The sequence below is a fragment of the Klebsiella sp. R445 genome, from assembly GCF_051131755.1.
Classification (GTDB): domain Bacteria; phylum Pseudomonadota; class Gammaproteobacteria; order Enterobacterales; family Enterobacteriaceae; genus Klebsiella; species Klebsiella lignicola.
Genome location: NZ_CP180446.1, coordinates 4,164,867 through 4,180,832, shown reverse-complemented (window position 1 = coordinate 4,180,832; position 15,966 = coordinate 4,164,867). Strand labels below are relative to the sequence as shown.

General features: G+C 56.0%; 14 protein-coding genes. 6 read left to right on the top strand and 8 right to left on the bottom strand.

Translation table 11 applies throughout. The annotated features are described in order from the left end of the window. Positions 1-93: 93 nt before the first annotated feature. Together ptsP and rppH are read right to left on the bottom strand one after the other, a co-directional pair. Positions 94-2,340, bottom strand: coding sequence for a phosphoenolpyruvate--protein phosphotransferase (ptsP, locus tag ACMYSN_RS19745; RefSeq protein WP_462495885.1), 2,247 nt, complete (start codon positions 2,338-2,340; stop codon positions 94-96). 12 nt (positions 2,341-2,352) lie between these two features. Further along, a complete protein-coding gene (rppH, locus tag ACMYSN_RS19740; RefSeq protein WP_123756667.1) occupies positions 2,353-2,883 on the bottom strand; it encodes an RNA pyrophosphohydrolase in 531 nt (176 codons plus the stop codon). A 453-nt stretch (positions 2,884-3,336) separates the two neighbouring features. On the opposite strand from rppH, the gene ACMYSN_RS19735 reads away from it, so the two are divergent. The 5 genes from ACMYSN_RS19735 to ACMYSN_RS19715 all read left to right on the top strand — a co-directional run bounded on the left by ACMYSN_RS19735 (position 3,337) and on the right by ACMYSN_RS19715 (position 6,721). Further along, positions 3,337-3,474, top strand: coding sequence for a hypothetical protein (locus ACMYSN_RS19735; protein WP_462498296.1), 138 nt, complete (start codon positions 3,337-3,339; stop codon positions 3,472-3,474). Between the two features lie 91 nt (positions 3,475-3,565). Further along, on the top strand, positions 3,566-4,261 hold the full coding sequence (mutH, locus tag ACMYSN_RS19730; RefSeq protein ID WP_462495884.1) for a DNA mismatch repair protein MutH: 696 nt from the start codon (positions 3,566-3,568) through the stop codon (positions 4,259-4,261). 63 nt (positions 4,262-4,324) lie between these two features. After that, positions 4,325-5,038, top strand: coding sequence for a TerC family protein (locus tag ACMYSN_RS19725; RefSeq protein WP_462495883.1), 714 nt, complete (start codon positions 4,325-4,327; stop codon positions 5,036-5,038). Positions 5,039-5,226: 188 nt separating this feature from the next. Beyond that, entirely contained in the window at positions 5,227-5,445 is a 219-nt protein-coding gene (locus ACMYSN_RS19720; RefSeq protein WP_004867116.1) for a YgdI/YgdR family lipoprotein, read from the top strand. 235 nt (positions 5,446-5,680) lie between these two features. Beyond that, on the top strand, positions 5,681-6,721 hold the full coding sequence (locus ACMYSN_RS19715; protein WP_462495882.1) for an NADP(H)-dependent aldo-keto reductase: 1,041 nt from the start codon (positions 5,681-5,683) through the stop codon (positions 6,719-6,721). A gap of 95 nt (positions 6,722-6,816) precedes the next feature. On the opposite strand, the gene lplT is transcribed toward ACMYSN_RS19715, so the two are convergent. Next, entirely contained in the window at positions 6,817-8,010 is a 1,194-nt protein-coding gene (gene lplT, locus ACMYSN_RS19710) for an MFS transporter (RefSeq protein WP_462495881.1), read from the bottom strand. Beyond that, positions 8,003-10,162, bottom strand: coding sequence for a bifunctional acyl-ACP--phospholipid O-acyltransferase/long-chain-fatty-acid--ACP ligase (gene aas, locus ACMYSN_RS19705; protein WP_462495880.1), 2,160 nt, complete (start codon positions 10,160-10,162; stop codon positions 8,003-8,005). Before aas ends, lplT begins: the two co-directional genes overlap by 8 nt. A gap of 632 nt (positions 10,163-10,794) precedes the next feature. Between aas and galR the strand changes: the two genes are divergently transcribed. Then, a complete protein-coding gene (gene galR, locus ACMYSN_RS19700; RefSeq protein WP_174509725.1) occupies positions 10,795-11,811 on the top strand; it encodes an HTH-type transcriptional regulator GalR in 1,017 nt (338 codons plus the stop codon). Here the strand turns inward: galR and ACMYSN_RS19695 are convergent. From ACMYSN_RS19695 to ACMYSN_RS19680, 4 genes are all read right to left on the bottom strand, one after another. Next, positions 11,772-12,251, bottom strand: a complete 480-nt coding sequence (locus ACMYSN_RS19695; RefSeq protein ID WP_462495879.1) for a GNAT family N-acetyltransferase — start codon at positions 12,249-12,251, stop codon at positions 11,772-11,774. The genes galR and ACMYSN_RS19695 overlap by 40 nt on opposite strands. Beyond that, a complete protein-coding gene (locus tag ACMYSN_RS19690) occupies positions 12,248-13,021 on the bottom strand; it encodes a GntR family transcriptional regulator (RefSeq protein ID WP_123756657.1) in 774 nt (257 codons plus the stop codon). The genes ACMYSN_RS19695 and ACMYSN_RS19690 overlap by 4 nt, the downstream gene beginning before the upstream one ends. A gap of 67 nt (positions 13,022-13,088) precedes the next feature. Beyond that, positions 13,089-14,516 carry a glycoside hydrolase family 1 protein gene (locus ACMYSN_RS19685; protein ID WP_462495878.1) on the bottom strand — a complete coding sequence of 476 codons (1,428 nt, stop codon included), beginning with the start codon at positions 14,514-14,516 and terminating at the stop codon, positions 13,089-13,091. A 7-nt stretch (positions 14,517-14,523) separates the two neighbouring features. Further along, positions 14,524-15,861, bottom strand: a complete 1,338-nt coding sequence (locus ACMYSN_RS19680) for a PTS sugar transporter subunit IIC (protein ID WP_154144000.1) — start codon at positions 15,859-15,861, stop codon at positions 14,524-14,526. Positions 15,862-15,966: the final 105 nt, after the last annotated feature.

Here is a 15,966-nt window from a genome sequence, read left to right as displayed (position 1 = left end):
TGTATACGGATGCTAACGGCCATCGTGCTGCCGGTGATCCACTCGGTGAAGTTCTCCCGGGCTGCGGCATCAATGCCTTACCCGGAAGAGAGGCTACCGGCCGCCGCGGATCAGACCGCCCAGGCCACGACGCTCCATAAAGGCCGCTACCTGATGACGCACTTCCGTTGTCATCTGCGCTTCAAGGCTACGACGCGACAGCTCTTGCGCCTCCTCGAGATCAATGCGGCGCAGCAGATATTTTACCCTTGCCACCGAACGACCGTTCATCGAGAGATGGCGATAGCCGAGGCCAATCAGAATAGTCACGCACATCGGGTCACCGGCCATTTCGCCGCACAACCGCAGGTCGATACCGAAACGTTCGGTATCATGTGCAATCATCGACAGCGCCCGCAGTACCGCCGGATGCAGGCTGTCGTACAGACTGGCAACCCGGGTATTGTTGCGATCGACCGCGAGAATGTACTGGGTCAGGTCATTCGTTCCGACAGAGATAAAATCGACGCGGCTGGCCAGGTGCGGCAGCATAAAGACCATCGACGGCACCTCCAGCATCACCCCAAGACGCGGACGCGGAATGGCGTAGCCAATCATCTCTTCCACCTCGCGGCTGGCGCGATCGATCAGGCGTCGTGCCTCATCGACTTCATCCAGGCTGGTCACCATCGGCAGCAGAATACTGAGGTTACCGGTGGCGGCGTTGGCACGCAGCATGGCGCGTACCTGAATCAGAAAAATCTCCGGCTGATCGAGGGTGATGCGGATCCCACGCCAGCCAAGGCACGGGTTCTCTTCACTGATCGGCATATACGGCAGCTGTTTATCGGCACCGATATCCAGCGTACGCAGGGTTACCGGTTTTTCATTAAACATCTGCAGCATGCCCTGATACTGGGCAACCTGCTCCTCTTCCGACGGAAAGCCGCTTTGCAACATAAACGGTATTTCGGTGCGATACAGGCCGATGCCGTCGATAAAGTTACCGAGCTTCTCTTCATGCTCAAGGCTCAGGCCGGCATTCAGCATGACCTTGACCCGCTCCCCACTTTTTAGCTCGGAGATCCGTTCAAGATCGTCTTCCGCCAGGCGGCTGAGCTCGTTCTCTTCGCTGACCAGCCGCTGATACTCTTGCAACAGCGCTGGTTCAGGATCCACCAGCAGCTCGCCACGGTAGCCATCCACCACCAGCATGCGGCCGTGAAGCAACGAGGGCTGAATGTCGGCGCCCATCACCGTCGGGATCCCTAAGGCACGAACCATGATCGCCGCGTGGGAGTTCGCCGCCCCGTCGCGTACAACGACACCCGCCAGCCGGTCCTGAGGAACCTCTGCCAGCGTTGTCGCGGAAAGTTCGTCCGCCACCAGAACGATGCGAGCCGGCCAGGTATTGGGCCCCTGGATGGTGTCATCGAGGTGGAACAGCAGGCGCTGTCCGAGGGTACGCAGGTCGCCAGCACGTTCTTTCAGATAGCCATCGCTCAGCGCGGCAAACTGCTCGGCGAACTTCTCGATGATCTTTTTCACCGCCCATTCGGCCACCGCGCCCTGATCGACTTCGGCAAAAAGCTCGCGGCGCAGTCGGGCATCAGACAGCAGGTGTGAATAGAGGTCAAAGATTGCCGAGGTCTCTTTTTGCGCCCCGGCGGCATAGCGCTTGCTGTAGCGACGGAATTCGTTAGCCGCCTCTTCCAGCGCGCCGGTCAGACGTTCGCGTTCGGAAGCGGTATCCAGCGTCGAGGCTTCATAGACCTGCTCCATCAGCGGCAGACTAATGTCCATCCAGCCTTCGGCAATCGCCACCCCGGAAGATGCCGGCAGTGCACGAATACGGGTTTGGCGATACTGGCCAAACAGTGCCGTCAGTTGTGACTGGGAGAGAATGGCAGCCATCTGCGTCGCCAGCGTGACGAGGAACGACTCTTCGCTTTCGTCAAACTGGCGCAGCTCGCGCTGCTGCACCACCAGCACGCCCAGCAGCTGGCGCCGCTGGATAATCGGTACGCCAAGAAACGCGCGGAAGCGATCCTCTTTAACGGCCGGAATATATTTAAAGCTGGGGTGCTTTTGCGCATCGGCAAGGTTGATAGGTTCAGCCAGGCGGCCGACCAGGCCAACCAGGCCTTCATCAAAGGCGAGCGCAACGGTACGCCCGCGAGGTTTTTTCAGCCCGCGAGTGGCCATAAGGTAGTAGCATCGCCGATCGTTATCGGCCAGGTAGACCGAACAGACTTCCGTTTCCATCGCCTGGCAGATATCTGTGACCAGAATATCCAGCGCCTCGTTTAAACGTGGCGCACTCGCGACTTTCTCGACGATTTCTCGTAACCGAGTGAGCATAATGTGCGTGGCTTAACCTCTTTTACGTCGATAAGCAGGCGCGCTTTGCGGTTTAGGTGCCGTTTCTGCCAGCGACATGGTGACGCTGGCAAACTCTTTCATCACCCGGCGGTACACGTCGCGCTTAAACGACACCACCTGACGAACCGGGTACCAATAACTTACCCATCGCCAACCATCAAACTCAGGTGTACTACTGGTTTGCATATTGATTTCTGCATCACTGCCTATCAACTGCAGAAGAAACCACTTCTGTTTCTGGCCGATACAAACCGGCTTTGTGTCCCAACGCACCAAACGTTTAGGCAATTTGTAACGCAACCAGTTCCGGGTAGAAGCCAGGATTCGTACATCTTTACGACTTAGCCCAACCTCTTCAAACAACTCCCGGTACATCGCCTGCTCGGCTGATTCCCCTGGATTAATGCCCCCTTGCGGGAACTGCCACGAGTGCTGACCATAGCGTCTGGCCCACATGACCTGGCCCTGACGATTACAGATTACAATACCGACATTTGGGCGGTAGCCATCGTCATCAATCACCGGACTACCTCAAAATAATCTTCAATGTGAACGATTGTTTCACACTCGCTGTAAACGGTAAACCACTCTGTTGCCACTGTGCGATCGAATAACATTTGAATAACTCACAGTAATCAGCAGAGTTATAAACAGTGAAAGCGATCGCAGCCCCATTTTATTCACTTTTTCTGTGGATAGAGTTGTGAAGAAGTATGGAATTACCCAGGGAAAACCCGGAGTAGTCTGAACCGCTTACGGATACCATTATTTAATAATGGCATTGTATTCATCATGTTAGCACATATATCTTTCAATAATTGCAGCATAACGTGATGATCATCACACATGCGATCCTGGAACTGATGAAAGATCGAACAATGTCGATTTTATCCACAGATTATGCCTGCCCACTGGGCACATTTTGTCTAAAAATTCGATTTTCGTCGCACGTCAAGGCTGTAAATGGAAACAGTAGTGGGGCTTTTCCCCAGTTATCCCATTTTTCTGTGGATAACATGGTGTAAGATCCTGTTCATTGCCAGTGACCAGTTCTGGAAAACCTGTTTTCATCATTTTCATAACGACAAAAATATCAAAAAAAAGCCATATTAATCATCACATTGTCATAGTTACCCAAGAAAAGGTAAACTCTGTCCACAACGCACCATTTTAGCGTTCATTTTTTAACCAGGAAATTCACCCTATGACCGCCATCGCGCCGTTAACGTCACCACCGCAATCCCGGCAGCAACTTCTGGCCCAGGCCCAGCAGCTGGCGGGCTACTCGCTGGGTGAACTGGCGGCACTGGCAGGCATTCCCATTCCACGTGATTTAAAACGCGATAAGGGGTGGATCGGCATTCTGCTGGAGATGTGGCTTGGCGCCAGCGCTGGCAGCAAGCCCGAGCAGGATTTCGCAGCGCTGGGCGTCGAGCTCAAAACCATTCCTGTCGATAGCCAGGGTCGCCCGCTGGAAACTACCTTTGTCTGTGTCGCCCCCTTGACCGGTAACAGCGGCGTGACCTGGGAAAGCAGCCACGTGCGTCATAAGCTCCAACAGGTATTGTGGGTACCGGTGGAGGGCGATCGGGCGATCCCCCTGGCACAACGCCGTGTCGGCGCGCCGCTGCTGTGGACCCCGAATGAGGAAGAGGATCGCCAGTTGCGCATGGACTGGGAGGAGCTGATGGATCTGATCGTCCTCGGCCAGGTTGAACGTATCACCGCCCGTCACGGCGAAGTCCTGCAGCTGCGCCCAAAAGCCGCCAACAGCAAAGCACTAACCGAGGCGATTGGCGCCCACGGCGAACCCATTCTCACGCTGCCCCGGGGCTTTTATCTGAAGAAGAATTTTACCGCCGCCCTGCTGGCCCGACATTTTCTTCTGCGGCACGATTAAATTTTTGTTCTGCCAGCCGGGTTGCATATAATTACGACTTTCTTTTTTGCTGGACTTTGAACAATGTTATTTGCATGGATAACCGACCCTAACGCCTGGCTGGCGCTCGGTACACTGACGCTGCTGGAAATCGTGCTCGGGATTGATAATATTATTTTCCTCTCTCTGGTTGTCGCCAAACTTCCGACCGCTCAGCGCGCTCACGCACGACGAATCGGCCTGATGGGCGCGATGATAATGCGCCTGGCGCTGCTGGCCTCTATTGCCTGGGTTATTAAGCTCACCAACCCGCTGTTTAGCGTGCTCGGTCATGAAGTCTCGTTTCGCGATTTGATTTTACTGCTCGGCGGACTGTTCCTTATCTGGAAAGCCAGTAAGGAGATCCATGAATCAATAGAAGGCGAGGAAGAAGGGCTCAAAACCAACGTCCACTCCTTTATGGGGGCGATCGTGCAGATCATGCTGCTGGATATTATTTTCAGCCTCGATTCTGTCATTACCGCCGTGGGCCTGTCGGATCACCTGTTTATCATGATGGCTGCGGTGGTGATTGCCGTCGGCGTTATGATGTTCGCCGCGCGTCCAATCGGCGATTTCGTCGACCGACACCCGTCGGTAAAAATGCTGGCCCTGTCATTTTTGATTCTGGTCGGCTTTACCCTGATGCTGGAAAGCTTCGAGATCCATATCCCGAAAGGCTACATCTACTTCGCGATGTTCTTCTCGATTACCGTCGAAAGTCTCAACCTGCTGCGCAACAAAAAAAATCCGCTGTAACCCACAAAATTACAGCCCAAACCTGGGCTGTAATCTTTTTTAAGACTTAACTGCTTTTTATGTCTCACAAATCAGGCTATTAATACACTGGTGTGAGGTGCGACCATCTATACCTTTCATCCTTCAAGTTGCCTGGGTGTTGGCTGCAAGCAACGCGAATAATTTTGGGTATTAAAGAGGTAATAACGATGAAAAAATGGGCAGTATTGATTTCCGCCGTAGGACTGGCGTTCTCGGTTTCCGGTTGCAGCAGCGATTACGTAATGGCAACGAAAGATGGACGCATGATTCTGACCGATGGCAAGCCGGCCGTCGATGATGACACCGGTCTTATCAGTTACGAAGATCAGCAAGGCAACAAAATGCAGATCAATCGCGATGACGTTTCACAGATTATTAAACGTTAATACGCGTCAGCGACCAGCACTGAACCGAAACAGATTGCTGACGTCGCTTGTAACATCGCCATATCGTCTTAATAAAAGAGTCGGGACGTTCTGATACATCCGCCGCGTTACGCCTGCGGATTCTGAAAGCCCGGCTTTTTTGATCTTTTTACTTCCTCTTTTTCTCCCCCTCTGCCATTTTGATACTCCTTTGTCGGGGAACTCCTGACCTTGTTAATAAAAAAGGAAGCCGGCTATGCAGTATCACCGTATCCCACACAGTTCTCTTGAAATCAGTACGCTTGGACTGGGCACCATGACGTTTGGTGAGCAAAATAGCGAGGCCGACGCGCACGAACAGCTCGACTACGCGGTCAGTCAGGGCATTAACCTGATTGATGTTGCTGAGATGTACCCTGTCCCACCGCGCCCGGAAACCCAGGGGCTGACGGAAACCTACGTCGGTAACTGGCTGGCGAAACGCGGAAATCGCGAAAAGTTAGTCCTCGCCTCCAAAGTCAGCGGCCCGGCGCGCAACAGCGACAGCAGCATTCGCCCCAACCATGTGCTCGACCGTAAAAATATCCGCGATGCCCTGCACGACAGCCTGAAGCGTCTGCAAACCGATTATCTCGATCTCTATCAGGTTCACTGGCCGCAGCGCCCGACCAACTGTTTCGGCAAACTGGGCTACAGCTGGAGCGACTCCGCGCCGGTGGTGACGCTGCTCGATACCCTCGAAGCACTCACCGAATTCCAGCGGGCCGGTAAAATCCGCTATATCGGTGTCTCCAACGAAACGGCCTTTGGCGTCATGCGCTACCTGCATCTGGCGGACAAACACGATCTGCCGCGCATCGTGACCATTCAAAACCCCTACAGCCTGCTCAATCGTAGCTACGAAGTGGGTCTGGCGGAAGTCAGTCAGTATGAGGGCGTAGAGCTGCTGGCATACTCATGCCTCGGCTTCGGTACGCTGACCGGGAAATACCTGAATGGTGCGAAACCGGCCGGGGCGCGCAATACGCTGTTCAGCCGTTTCACGCGCTACAGCGGCGAGCAAACGCAGAAAGCGGTCGCGGCCTATGTCGATATCGCCAAACGTCATAACCTCGACCCGGCTCAGATGGCGCTGGCTTTCGTACGCCGTCAGCCATTTGTCGCCAGCACCCTGCTGGGCGCAACCACCATGGATCAGCTTAAGACCAACGTCGAGAGCCTGCATCTTGAGTTAAGCGCTGAGGTATTGGCAGAGATTGAAGCGGTGCATCAGGTTTATACCTACCCGGCACCGTAAGACTGGAAAGCCCCGGGTCGCGACGTAAACGCCTTACCCGGAGGCGGCGCAATGCGCCGCCTCCGGGAAAATACCAGTTCAGCACCACCGAGAGATTATTTGCGCCGTCCCCAAATCCATAGGGTAGCGATCGCCAGCGCAAACACCGCGCCAAAACCAATCCCGACGCCAACCACCGGAATACCGATGCTTACCGCCAGCGAATAGAGCCCCAGCATCAGCAACATCGCCACGTTTTCACCGAGGTTCTGCACCGCGATGGCATTACCGGCGCCAACCGTATGCTTACCGCGCTCCTGCAGCAGCGCGTTGAGCGGCACGATAAAGAAACCGCCAAAGATACCCAGCAACAGCAGCAGCCCAAACGCCGGCAGCAGCGCGTGCTGCACGGCGAAAAAGATCACCGCCACACCAATCAGAATCCCGGCAGGCATGCAACGAGAGACCGTTTGCAGCGTAACCAGCTTCGCCGCCGCCCCGGCCCCCAGCACAATCCCTACCGCCACCATCGCGTTAAGGTAGGTCGGCATGGCGTTGCTGGTGATGCCCAGCGCCGCCGGGACCCACAGCACCAGCAGGAAACGCAAGGTCACGCCAGCGCCCCAGAACAGGCTGGTCCCCATCAGGGAAAACCGCGTTTCGCCATTGCGCCATAGCGTGCGGCAGGCGCTGAAGAAGTTGTGGGTCATCGGCGTGAAACGCCATGACTGGCCCGGTCGCGCCGCCGGTAGTTTCGGGATCCACAGGTTGGCGATCACCGCCGCACCGTACACCAGCGCACAGATAGCCAGGGCCGCCAGCACGTGCCAGTCGGCAAGGATCCCGCCGGCCATAGACCCCAGCAAAATCGCCGCAATCGTGGAGGATTCCATCAGGCCGTTGGCTTTGACCAGCTTATCGCCGGTGGTCAGTTCGCCGAGGATGCCGTATTTGGCCGGTGAGTAGGCGGCTGCGCCAATCCCCACCAGGGTATAGCCGATAAACGGGTTGAGACCGAAGCAGATACAGCCGGCACCAATCAGCTTCATGCCGTTGGCGACCATCATCACCCGTCCCTTAGCAAAGCTGTCGGCGAACTGTCCGACAAACGGCGCAAAGAGTATGTAAGCACCTACAAACAACATCTGCATCACCGGCTGGCTCCAGTCCGGATAGAACTGTTGCTTCATCAGCGCCAGGGTGGCGAACAGCAGAGCGTTGTCGCCAAAGGCTGAGAAAAACTGGGCGCAGATGACCGCCATCATGCCTTTCGAGTACAGCGAAGTGTTAGTGTGTACTGACTCACTCATGCGAATGTTCCGTCTGATCAACCATGCCTTTCAGAGTGACAAAGTCCGGCTTACCGCTGCCGAGAACCGGAAGCTGCTTCAGCCAGCGAATGTCGCGCGGTACTGCCAGCTCCGGTACGCCATGTTCGCGGGCGTAACGCAGCAGTTTTTCACGGTTCAGCTCATCGTCGGTGGTAAAGAGCACCAGCGCCTCGCCCTTGCTGACATCCTGCTTAATCGCCGTCGCGTGCATCTTGTCGGGGGAGAGCGCCAACGCCAGCTGCTCGACCATCTCCAGCGACACCATCTCGCCGGCGATTTTCGCAAAGCGTTTGGCACGCCCCTGAATCCGGACATAGCCCTGCTCGTCAAAGGTGACGATATCTCCGGTGTCGTACCAGCCGGTTTCCATTTCACCGTGCTGATTCTCGGCGGTTGGCGCTTCCAGCACGCCAGGCTGCTCAACCCGCAGATAGCCGTTCATGATGTTCGGCCCTTTTAACTGCAGACGACCGCCCTCTTCAATCCCCGGCATCGCCAGCAGGCGGGCATCCATCCCCGGCAGAATGCGCCCGACGGTTCCGACCTTCGCGGCCATCGGCACGTTAATTGACACCACCGGCGCACACTCGGTGACGCCGTAGCCTTCGAGGATGCGCAGACCAAATTTGTCCTGCCACAACTGCTTAGTACTCTCCTGAAGCTTTTCCGCTCCGGCTACCACGTAGCGTAGACGATAAAAATCATACGGGTTGGCAAAGCGCGCATAGTTCCCAAGGAAGGTTGAGGTGCCGAACAGCACCGTACAGTTGCGATCGTAAACCAGCTCCGGCACCACGCGGTAATGCAACGGGCTGGGATAGAGGAACACTTCGGCGCCGGTAAACAGCGGGGTCAACAGGCCAACGGTCAGACCGAAGGAGTGAAACAGCGGCAACGCCGACATAAAGCGGTCGCTGGCGGTGAAGTCGGCGATGGTTTTAATCTGCTCGACGTTGGCAAGAATGCTCTTGTGGCTGTGCACCACCCCTTTCGGGTGGCCTTCCGAGCCGGAGGTAAAGAGGATGATCGCCGCATCTTCCGGCTGCTGTTTCACCTGCGCCAGCTTTGGCGCCAGCAAATGGCCGAAGATCCACAGTTTATCGCCGGTCGTGACGTCGCCTTTCAGGTCTTCCAGAAAGACCCAGCGTACCTGGGTCAGCTGCTCTGGCAGATGCCAGAGTTTGCCTTTATCAAGGAAGGTGCGGGAGGTGAAAATGGTGTTGATCCCGGCGGCGGTAATGGCGCTGCTCAGACCTTTTACGCCCGCGGTATAGTTCATCATCGCCGGGATACGCCCGCGAGCAATGGCGCCGAAGATCACCGCCGCGCTGATGCCGGCGTTGGGCAACATCAGGCCAATTTTCTCACCCTGAGCGCTGTATTTTTCCAGAATACGCGCCACAAACAGGGTTTTGGTCAGCAGTTTGCGGTAGGTATCCGGCGTGAAGTTAATGTCTTCCACGCAGTTTTTACGGGCGCCGAACCGGTCCTGCGCCGCCAGCAGCGATTCATACAGGGTTTCCCGCGGGCGAACCGCCATGCGCGCTTCCATCATGATCTGATGCAGCATTTCACCGGCGATTTTACGGCGGTCGCGGGCGCGAGGCGCCTGCGGCATCTCAATGCGGGTTGGCGGCAGCAGATGGAGCTGGATCCGTGGGAACAGGCGGCGCTTCACCAGCCCTTTCAGGCGGCTGAACGGGGTCAGCTCTGCGCCTTCGATACGCAGCGGAACGATCGTCGCCTGTGATTTCGCCGCCACGAAAGCCGCGCCGTCATAGATTTTCATCAGCGAGCCGCTGACTGAAATACGGCCTTCCGGGAAAATCACCACCGGACGCCCCTGCTCAATCAGGCGCACCAGATGTTTAATCGACATCGGCTTGGTCGGATCCAGCGGGACAAAATCAATAATTGGCTTAAGCGCCCGCATAAACCAGCGTTCGCTGATAGAACTGTATACTGCAAAGACCGGTTTGACGGGCAGGAACAAGGCTAACAAGATCCCATCGATAAAAGAGACGTGATTCGGGGTGATCAAGACCTTTTGTTGTTGCAAGGACTGCGTGTCACCGGTCAATCTGACCCGATACAACCCTTTGAACAGCAACCTGAAAAATGCCAACAGCATAACAACTCCATTTGACCGGTGAGTAAGTCAAAGCAGGTTACACGAGAAGAGACGGGAAATGCAGTGTAGGGCGCGGAATTCAGAATAAAAAAAACCTGCGCATCTGCGCAGGCTGGTGCAAGATAATTAGTACGAAATGCGTACTTAAAAACTCACCTATCAATACCTCTGGGACCCTGATTGTCCTGTTTTTTGCCCCTGACGCACCAGCGATAAAACGCAAGGGAATAACGCTAAGTGCAACCAGTTATTGCCATTTTCGGTAACTGTAACAAGGCTGAACGGCGGGCAAAAAAAAACCTGCGCATCTGCGCAGGCTGGTGTAATTAGAGTGGCCAACGTAACCGTTGACTCCACCTATCAATACCTCTGGGATAGCCAGAATATCAATGCATTGAATGGATAAACCAGCGAACATTCGCAACAGCTAATCGCAAAGTGTAACCAAAGGTGTGAATCTTCCCTTCCCGGTTTCATTCGCCGTTCCCGCGCGCAATCGCTGTGTAACTTTGTCACCGTTAAGGCAAATCTGTATCACATTTGCGTGATACCAGATGCCACCAGCCTTGAATCTGCCGCGCTTTCCCGTAACATAACCCTTATGTAAACGCTTACCCTATAAAAGGTCAGGTATGGCGACAATAAAGGATGTAGCCCGACTCGCTGGAGTGTCCGTCGCTACCGTATCCCGCGTTATCAATAACTCCCCCAAAGCCAGTGAAACTTCGCGCCAGTCTGTTACCGCGGCGATGGAAACGCTGAATTATCATCCCAACGCCAATGCTCGCGCGCTGGCCCAGCAGTCGACAGAAACCGTCGGTCTGGTGGTTGGCGACGTGTCCGACCCTTTTTTCGGTGCGATGGTCAAAGCCGTCGAGCAGGTGGCCTACCACACCGGTAACTTTTTGCTGATCGGCAACGGCTACCACAGCGTGAAGAAAGAGCGCCAGGCCATTGAACAGCTCATCCGCCACCGGTGTGCCGCGCTGGTAGTACACGCCAAAATGATCCCTGATGACGAACTCGCCGGGTTGATGAAACAGATCCCCGGCATGGTGCTTATCAACCGTATTCTTGCGGGCTTTGAACAGCGTTGCGTAGCGCTGGATGACCGCTACGGCGCCTGGCTGGCGACCCGTCACCTGATCCAACAGGGACACACCCGTATCGGCTATCTGTGCTCCAACCACGCGATTTCCGATGCCGAAGACCGCCTGCAGGGCTATTACGACGCCTTAAAAGAGAGCGGTTTACCTTGCCACGATCGGCTGGTGACCTTTGCGGAGCCTGACGAAAGCGGGGGTGAACTGGCGATGACGGAACTGCTGGGGCGCGGGCGTAATTTTACCGCCGTGGCCTGCTATAACGACTCGATGGCGGCGGGTGCCATGGGCGTGCTTAATGACAATGGTATTGATGTGCCGCGGGAAATTTCACTGATTGGCTTCGATGATGTGCTGATCTCGCGCTATGTTCGCCCACGACTGACCACCGTGCGTTACCCTATCGTAACCATGGCAACTCAGGCCGCTGAACTGGCGCTGGCGCTTGCAGATCAGCGTCCAGCACCGGAAATCACCCATCTCTTCAGCCCGACGCTGGTTCGCCGTCACTCGGTCAGCGCACCGTCGGAAAGCGATAAATCGTAGCGATAGAGGCTCACGGCGGTGGCCGGGTAATCCAGGCCTTCGCCGATATAGTGCCAGCCAAAGCGCTCATAAAAATCGCGGCAGCCGGAGTAAAGATAAAGCTGCGGATACCCACGCTGGCGAGCATAGGCGATCACCTGCTGCTGCAGTGCTCCGGCGAGCCCCTGGCCTCGCGCGTCCTCGGCAACGTACAGCGCCGCCATCCACGGAAACAGATCCTGGCGGCTGATTAAATCACAGCGCCATAGCCCCACCGTTCCCAACAGCCGGTCGCCCTCGACGGCGATAAAGGTGATCGGCAGCGCCTCCGGTTCCTGACTATGCGCAATGATGCTGGCAAAAAAGGTCCGCGGCAGCGTCTCCCCGCCGAAGGCCTGCCACAACCATTCCGTCACCTGCTCCGCGTGCTGCGGTGCGGCATACAGCGGCAGGATTGTCACACCAGCTTTCCCTGAAAAATAGGCACGGATTCAAACAGATAGCCGTCAAAATCCGGCGCGTCTTCATCGGACAGCTCCAGCAGACTGTTTTTGACGTTTTCGAGGTGCTGCCACATCGCCTGCCAGGCCCCCATCACATCGCGCCGACGTAGCGCGGCGAGAATCGTTTGCCGGTCCCCCAACCACTTCAGGCGGTAGGCGCGGCTGGCGATATGCGCATTAAACTGCTGCCACAGCGGGCTGCTGTCCATCTGCAGCCAGATCCGCTCCACGGTGGCGAGCAGCATCTGGTTTTGCGTCGCCCCGGCCAGCACCAGGTGAAACAGCCGGGCGTTATCCTGGGCCGTGTCATTGGTCGCAATCGCCCGCTGCTCCTGTTCGATAATACGTTTGAGATTATCAATATCGGCGCGGGTGGCCATTTTGGCGGCGAAGGCGGCGATGTTGCTCTCCAGCAGCTGGCGCGCCTGGAGAATTTCAAACGGCCCGACGTCGCTGCTCAGCATCTGCTCTTCCTCGCTGTCGTCCTCGTGCGGAATGCGCATGACATAGACCCCGGAGCCCTGGCGAATATCGACGGTTCCCTGAAGCTCCAGCATCAGCAGCGCTTCCCGGACGATAGTCCGGCTGACGCCATAGGTTTCGGCGATATTGCGTTCCGGCGGCAGGCGCGAGCCAACGGGATAGCGCCCCTGCGCAATCTGTGCGCGTAAATCATCACCAATTTCCTGGTAGGGTTTCTTTTCCGGCGGAATGATAGCCTTCTCCACAATATCACCTGTGCGTTGTCTGCGAGGGAATCCATATCGGCGCTATCTTAGCAAAGTTTACGCCGGGCTAGCGCCACTCATCGTCGATATCCAGCGTCAGTTCGCGTCTTTCTCCTAACGTACGGAACCAGCTGGCGGAAGCCTTAGGCCGCCGTGCACGCTGGTTTTGCAGATCGATTTCAATCAGCCCGTAGCGGTTTTTAAAGGCGTTCATCGGCGACACATTGTCGGTAAAGGCCCACAGCATATAGCCGTGGCAGTTGGCCCCCTCTTCCCGCGCGCGCAGCGTTTGCCAGAGATGTTCGCTGATAAAACGGATCCGGTAGTCGTCCGCGATGGTACCTTCGTGGTTACGAAACTGCCCTTCGTTTTCCACGCCCATACCGCTTTCCGCCACAAACCACGGGATGTTGCGGTAGTCGTCTTTGATGCGCATCGCCATATCGAAAACAATGCGCGGATATATTTCCCAGCCGCGGGAGTTATTCATCCGCCGCCCCGGCAGCTCGAAGGGTTCATAGTAGTAGGCCGGATGAAACGGCGTCTGCGGATGCCAGGCCCGCGACGGCGCCTTCACCCGATGCGGGTAATAGAGGTTAATCCCCAGCTCATCGACGGTGTTGTCGCGAATAATCGCCAGCTCGCGATCGTTGTAGTCCCAGCGCACATGGTGCTGTTCGAGCAGCGCGAACAACGCCGGCGGATAGGCGCCATGCACCAGCGGATCGAGGAAGACACGGTTATAGAACAGATCGTACATCTCGGCGGCATGAAGATCGTGCGGCGCCTGCGAGCGCGGATAGGTCACTTCCGGGTTCAGGATACAGCCCACCGTACCGCGATAGCCCTTCTCGCGGAACAATGCCACCACCTTCGCCGTCGCCAGCACCTTATGGTGGTTCCACTGCATCCATTTTGCGGTGTTCTGCTCGTAGGGCCAGCGCAGCGCATCAAGGTAAACCCGGGTCTGCACCACAATCGGTTCGTTGAAGGTAAACCAGCGCGTCACTTTATGGTGGTAGCGGGCAAACACCTTCTCCGCGTAACGCACAAACAGCTCCACCACCTTTTTCGAACCCCAGCCGCCGTAGTGCTCCAGCAGATACCCCGGCAGCTCATAGTGCTCAAGGCAGATCATCGGCTCGATACCATTGGCCAGCAGTTCATCGAACAACTGGTCGTAATAGGCAGCGTAGCTTTCATCGATGGTGACGTTTTCATAGTCGATCAGAAAGCGCGACCAGTTAATCGAGGTCCGGTAGTGGGTCAGCCCCGCCAGCTTCATCAGCTGAACATCTTCGCGAAAGCGGTTGATAAAATCGGTCGCTACCGCCGGGCCATAGCCGTTATGCCAGACATGGCGGTCATTCTTGTACCACAGATCGGGCCAGGAATCCTGACCCTCTTTTTTGCCGCTCCAGCCTTCGGTCTGCCAGGCGGAAGCGGCCGCTCCCAGGATAAAATCGTGGGGAATCGCAATCCTTTTCGTGCTCATGACATCCTCATGCGTTGTTGGCGATCTGTGCATTTTCTGCTTCACGCTGGGCAATCTCCGCCCGGCGCGAGGCAATCTTCACAAAGGGCAGATAGATAATCACCGCGGTGACGATGCAGATAAGCTGGGTCACCACCGCACCCATCGAACCGGCGGTGGAAAGCCAGGCGTTAATCAATGGCGGCGTGGTCCACGGCACCATCACCACTGCTTTACCGGCAAACCCAGTCACCGTCGCAAAGTAGCCGATGCTGCCGGTCACCAGCGGCGTGATAATAAACGGGATGGCGAGGATCGGATTGAGCATAATCGGCATGCCGAAAATCACCGGCTCGTTGATATTAAACAGCCCAGGCCCTATCGACAGCTTGGCGATCTCTTTCATCTCTTTGCGTTTGGTGGCGATCATCACCGCAATCAGCAGCCCGATGGTCAGCCCCGAGCCGCCGATGCTCATATACACATCCCAGAACGGCATGGTGATGATGTTAGGCACCTCTTTGCCCTGCTCAAAGGCGCTCATGTTGACGGTAATGGCCCCCAGCAGCAGCGGTTCGCGGATTGGTTTAATCATCTGATTGCCGTGAATGCCGATAACCCAGAACAGCTGAGCAACAAACATCAGCAGCAGGATCCCCGGCAGGCTTTGCATCACGCGCTCCAGCGGTTGCTGCACCACCTGGTAGATGGCGTCATACAGATACATGCCGGTGACCTGATGGAAAATAAAGCCAAAGGTGGCGATCGCCGTGGTGGTAATGATCGCCGGGATCAGCGCCGAAAATGAGGCCGAGACGTTTGGCGGCACGGTATCCGGCATCTTGATCTTCAGCCCCTTGCGCCCCTCCAGCCAGCAGTAAATCTCCACCGACAGAATGGCGATAAACATGCCGAGGAACAGGCTGCGGGTATCGGAGAACTGACGCATCAGGACATCTTTCACCTCACGCATCTGCCCGTCGACCATCATTTCGACGGTGGTCGGCGTCACGCAGATAAAGCAGATAACCGCCAGCAGGCCGGGAAACAGGCTTTTAATACCGTTGATACGCCCCAGTTCGATCCCGATCAGGAACACCGCACCGATATTCAGGAAGTTCAGGGTGGCGTAGTTAATCGCCCCAGTAATGGGCTTCAGGGCGGCGAGGAATGACAGCGACTGAAAGCTGGCGAGCCCGTTCTTCGGATCCAGCACCATGTTTGAAATCAGCACCGAGAAGGCGCCAACGATGATCACCGGCATCAGGGTAATAAAAGCGGATTTTATCGCCATGATGTAGCGGTAGCTGTTGAATGTCGTGGCGAAACTTCCCAGCGAGTCGATCAGTTTTTCCTGCAATGCCATAAAGGATACCTCTGGTTTAAGGGCTTTTTAGCACACAAGGTGTACTGCTAAACACCTTTTGGCATACCAAAAAATAGTCACTGGTGGTAAAAAGTTCTGTGACTC

Coding starts and splice junctions, on each gene's coding strand:
- ptsP (WP_462495885.1), bottom strand. CDS start 2,340: ATGCTCACTCGGTTACGAGAAATCGTCGAGAAAGTCGCGAGTGCGCCA.
- mutH (WP_462495884.1), top strand. CDS start 3,566: ATGACCGCCATCGCGCCGTTAACGTCACCACCGCAATCCCGGCAGCAA.
- ACMYSN_RS19725 (WP_462495883.1), top strand. CDS start 4,325: ATGTTATTTGCATGGATAACCGACCCTAACGCCTGGCTGGCGCTCGGT.
- ACMYSN_RS19720 (WP_004867116.1), top strand. CDS start 5,227: ATGAAAAAATGGGCAGTATTGATTTCCGCCGTAGGACTGGCGTTCTCG.
- ACMYSN_RS19715 (WP_462495882.1), top strand. CDS start 5,681: ATGCAGTATCACCGTATCCCACACAGTTCTCTTGAAATCAGTACGCTT.
- lplT (WP_462495881.1), bottom strand. CDS start 8,010: ATGAGTGAGTCAGTACACACTAACACTTCGCTGTACTCGAAAGGCATG.
- aas (WP_462495880.1), bottom strand. CDS start 10,162: ATGCTGTTGGCATTTTTCAGGTTGCTGTTCAAAGGGTTGTATCGGGTC.
- galR (WP_174509725.1), top strand. CDS start 10,795: ATGGCGACAATAAAGGATGTAGCCCGACTCGCTGGAGTGTCCGTCGCT.
- ACMYSN_RS19685 (WP_462495878.1), bottom strand. CDS start 14,516: ATGAGCACGAAAAGGATTGCGATTCCCCACGATTTTATCCTGGGAGCG.
- ACMYSN_RS19680 (WP_154144000.1), bottom strand. CDS start 15,861: ATGGCATTGCAGGAAAAACTGATCGACTCGCTGGGAAGTTTCGCCACG.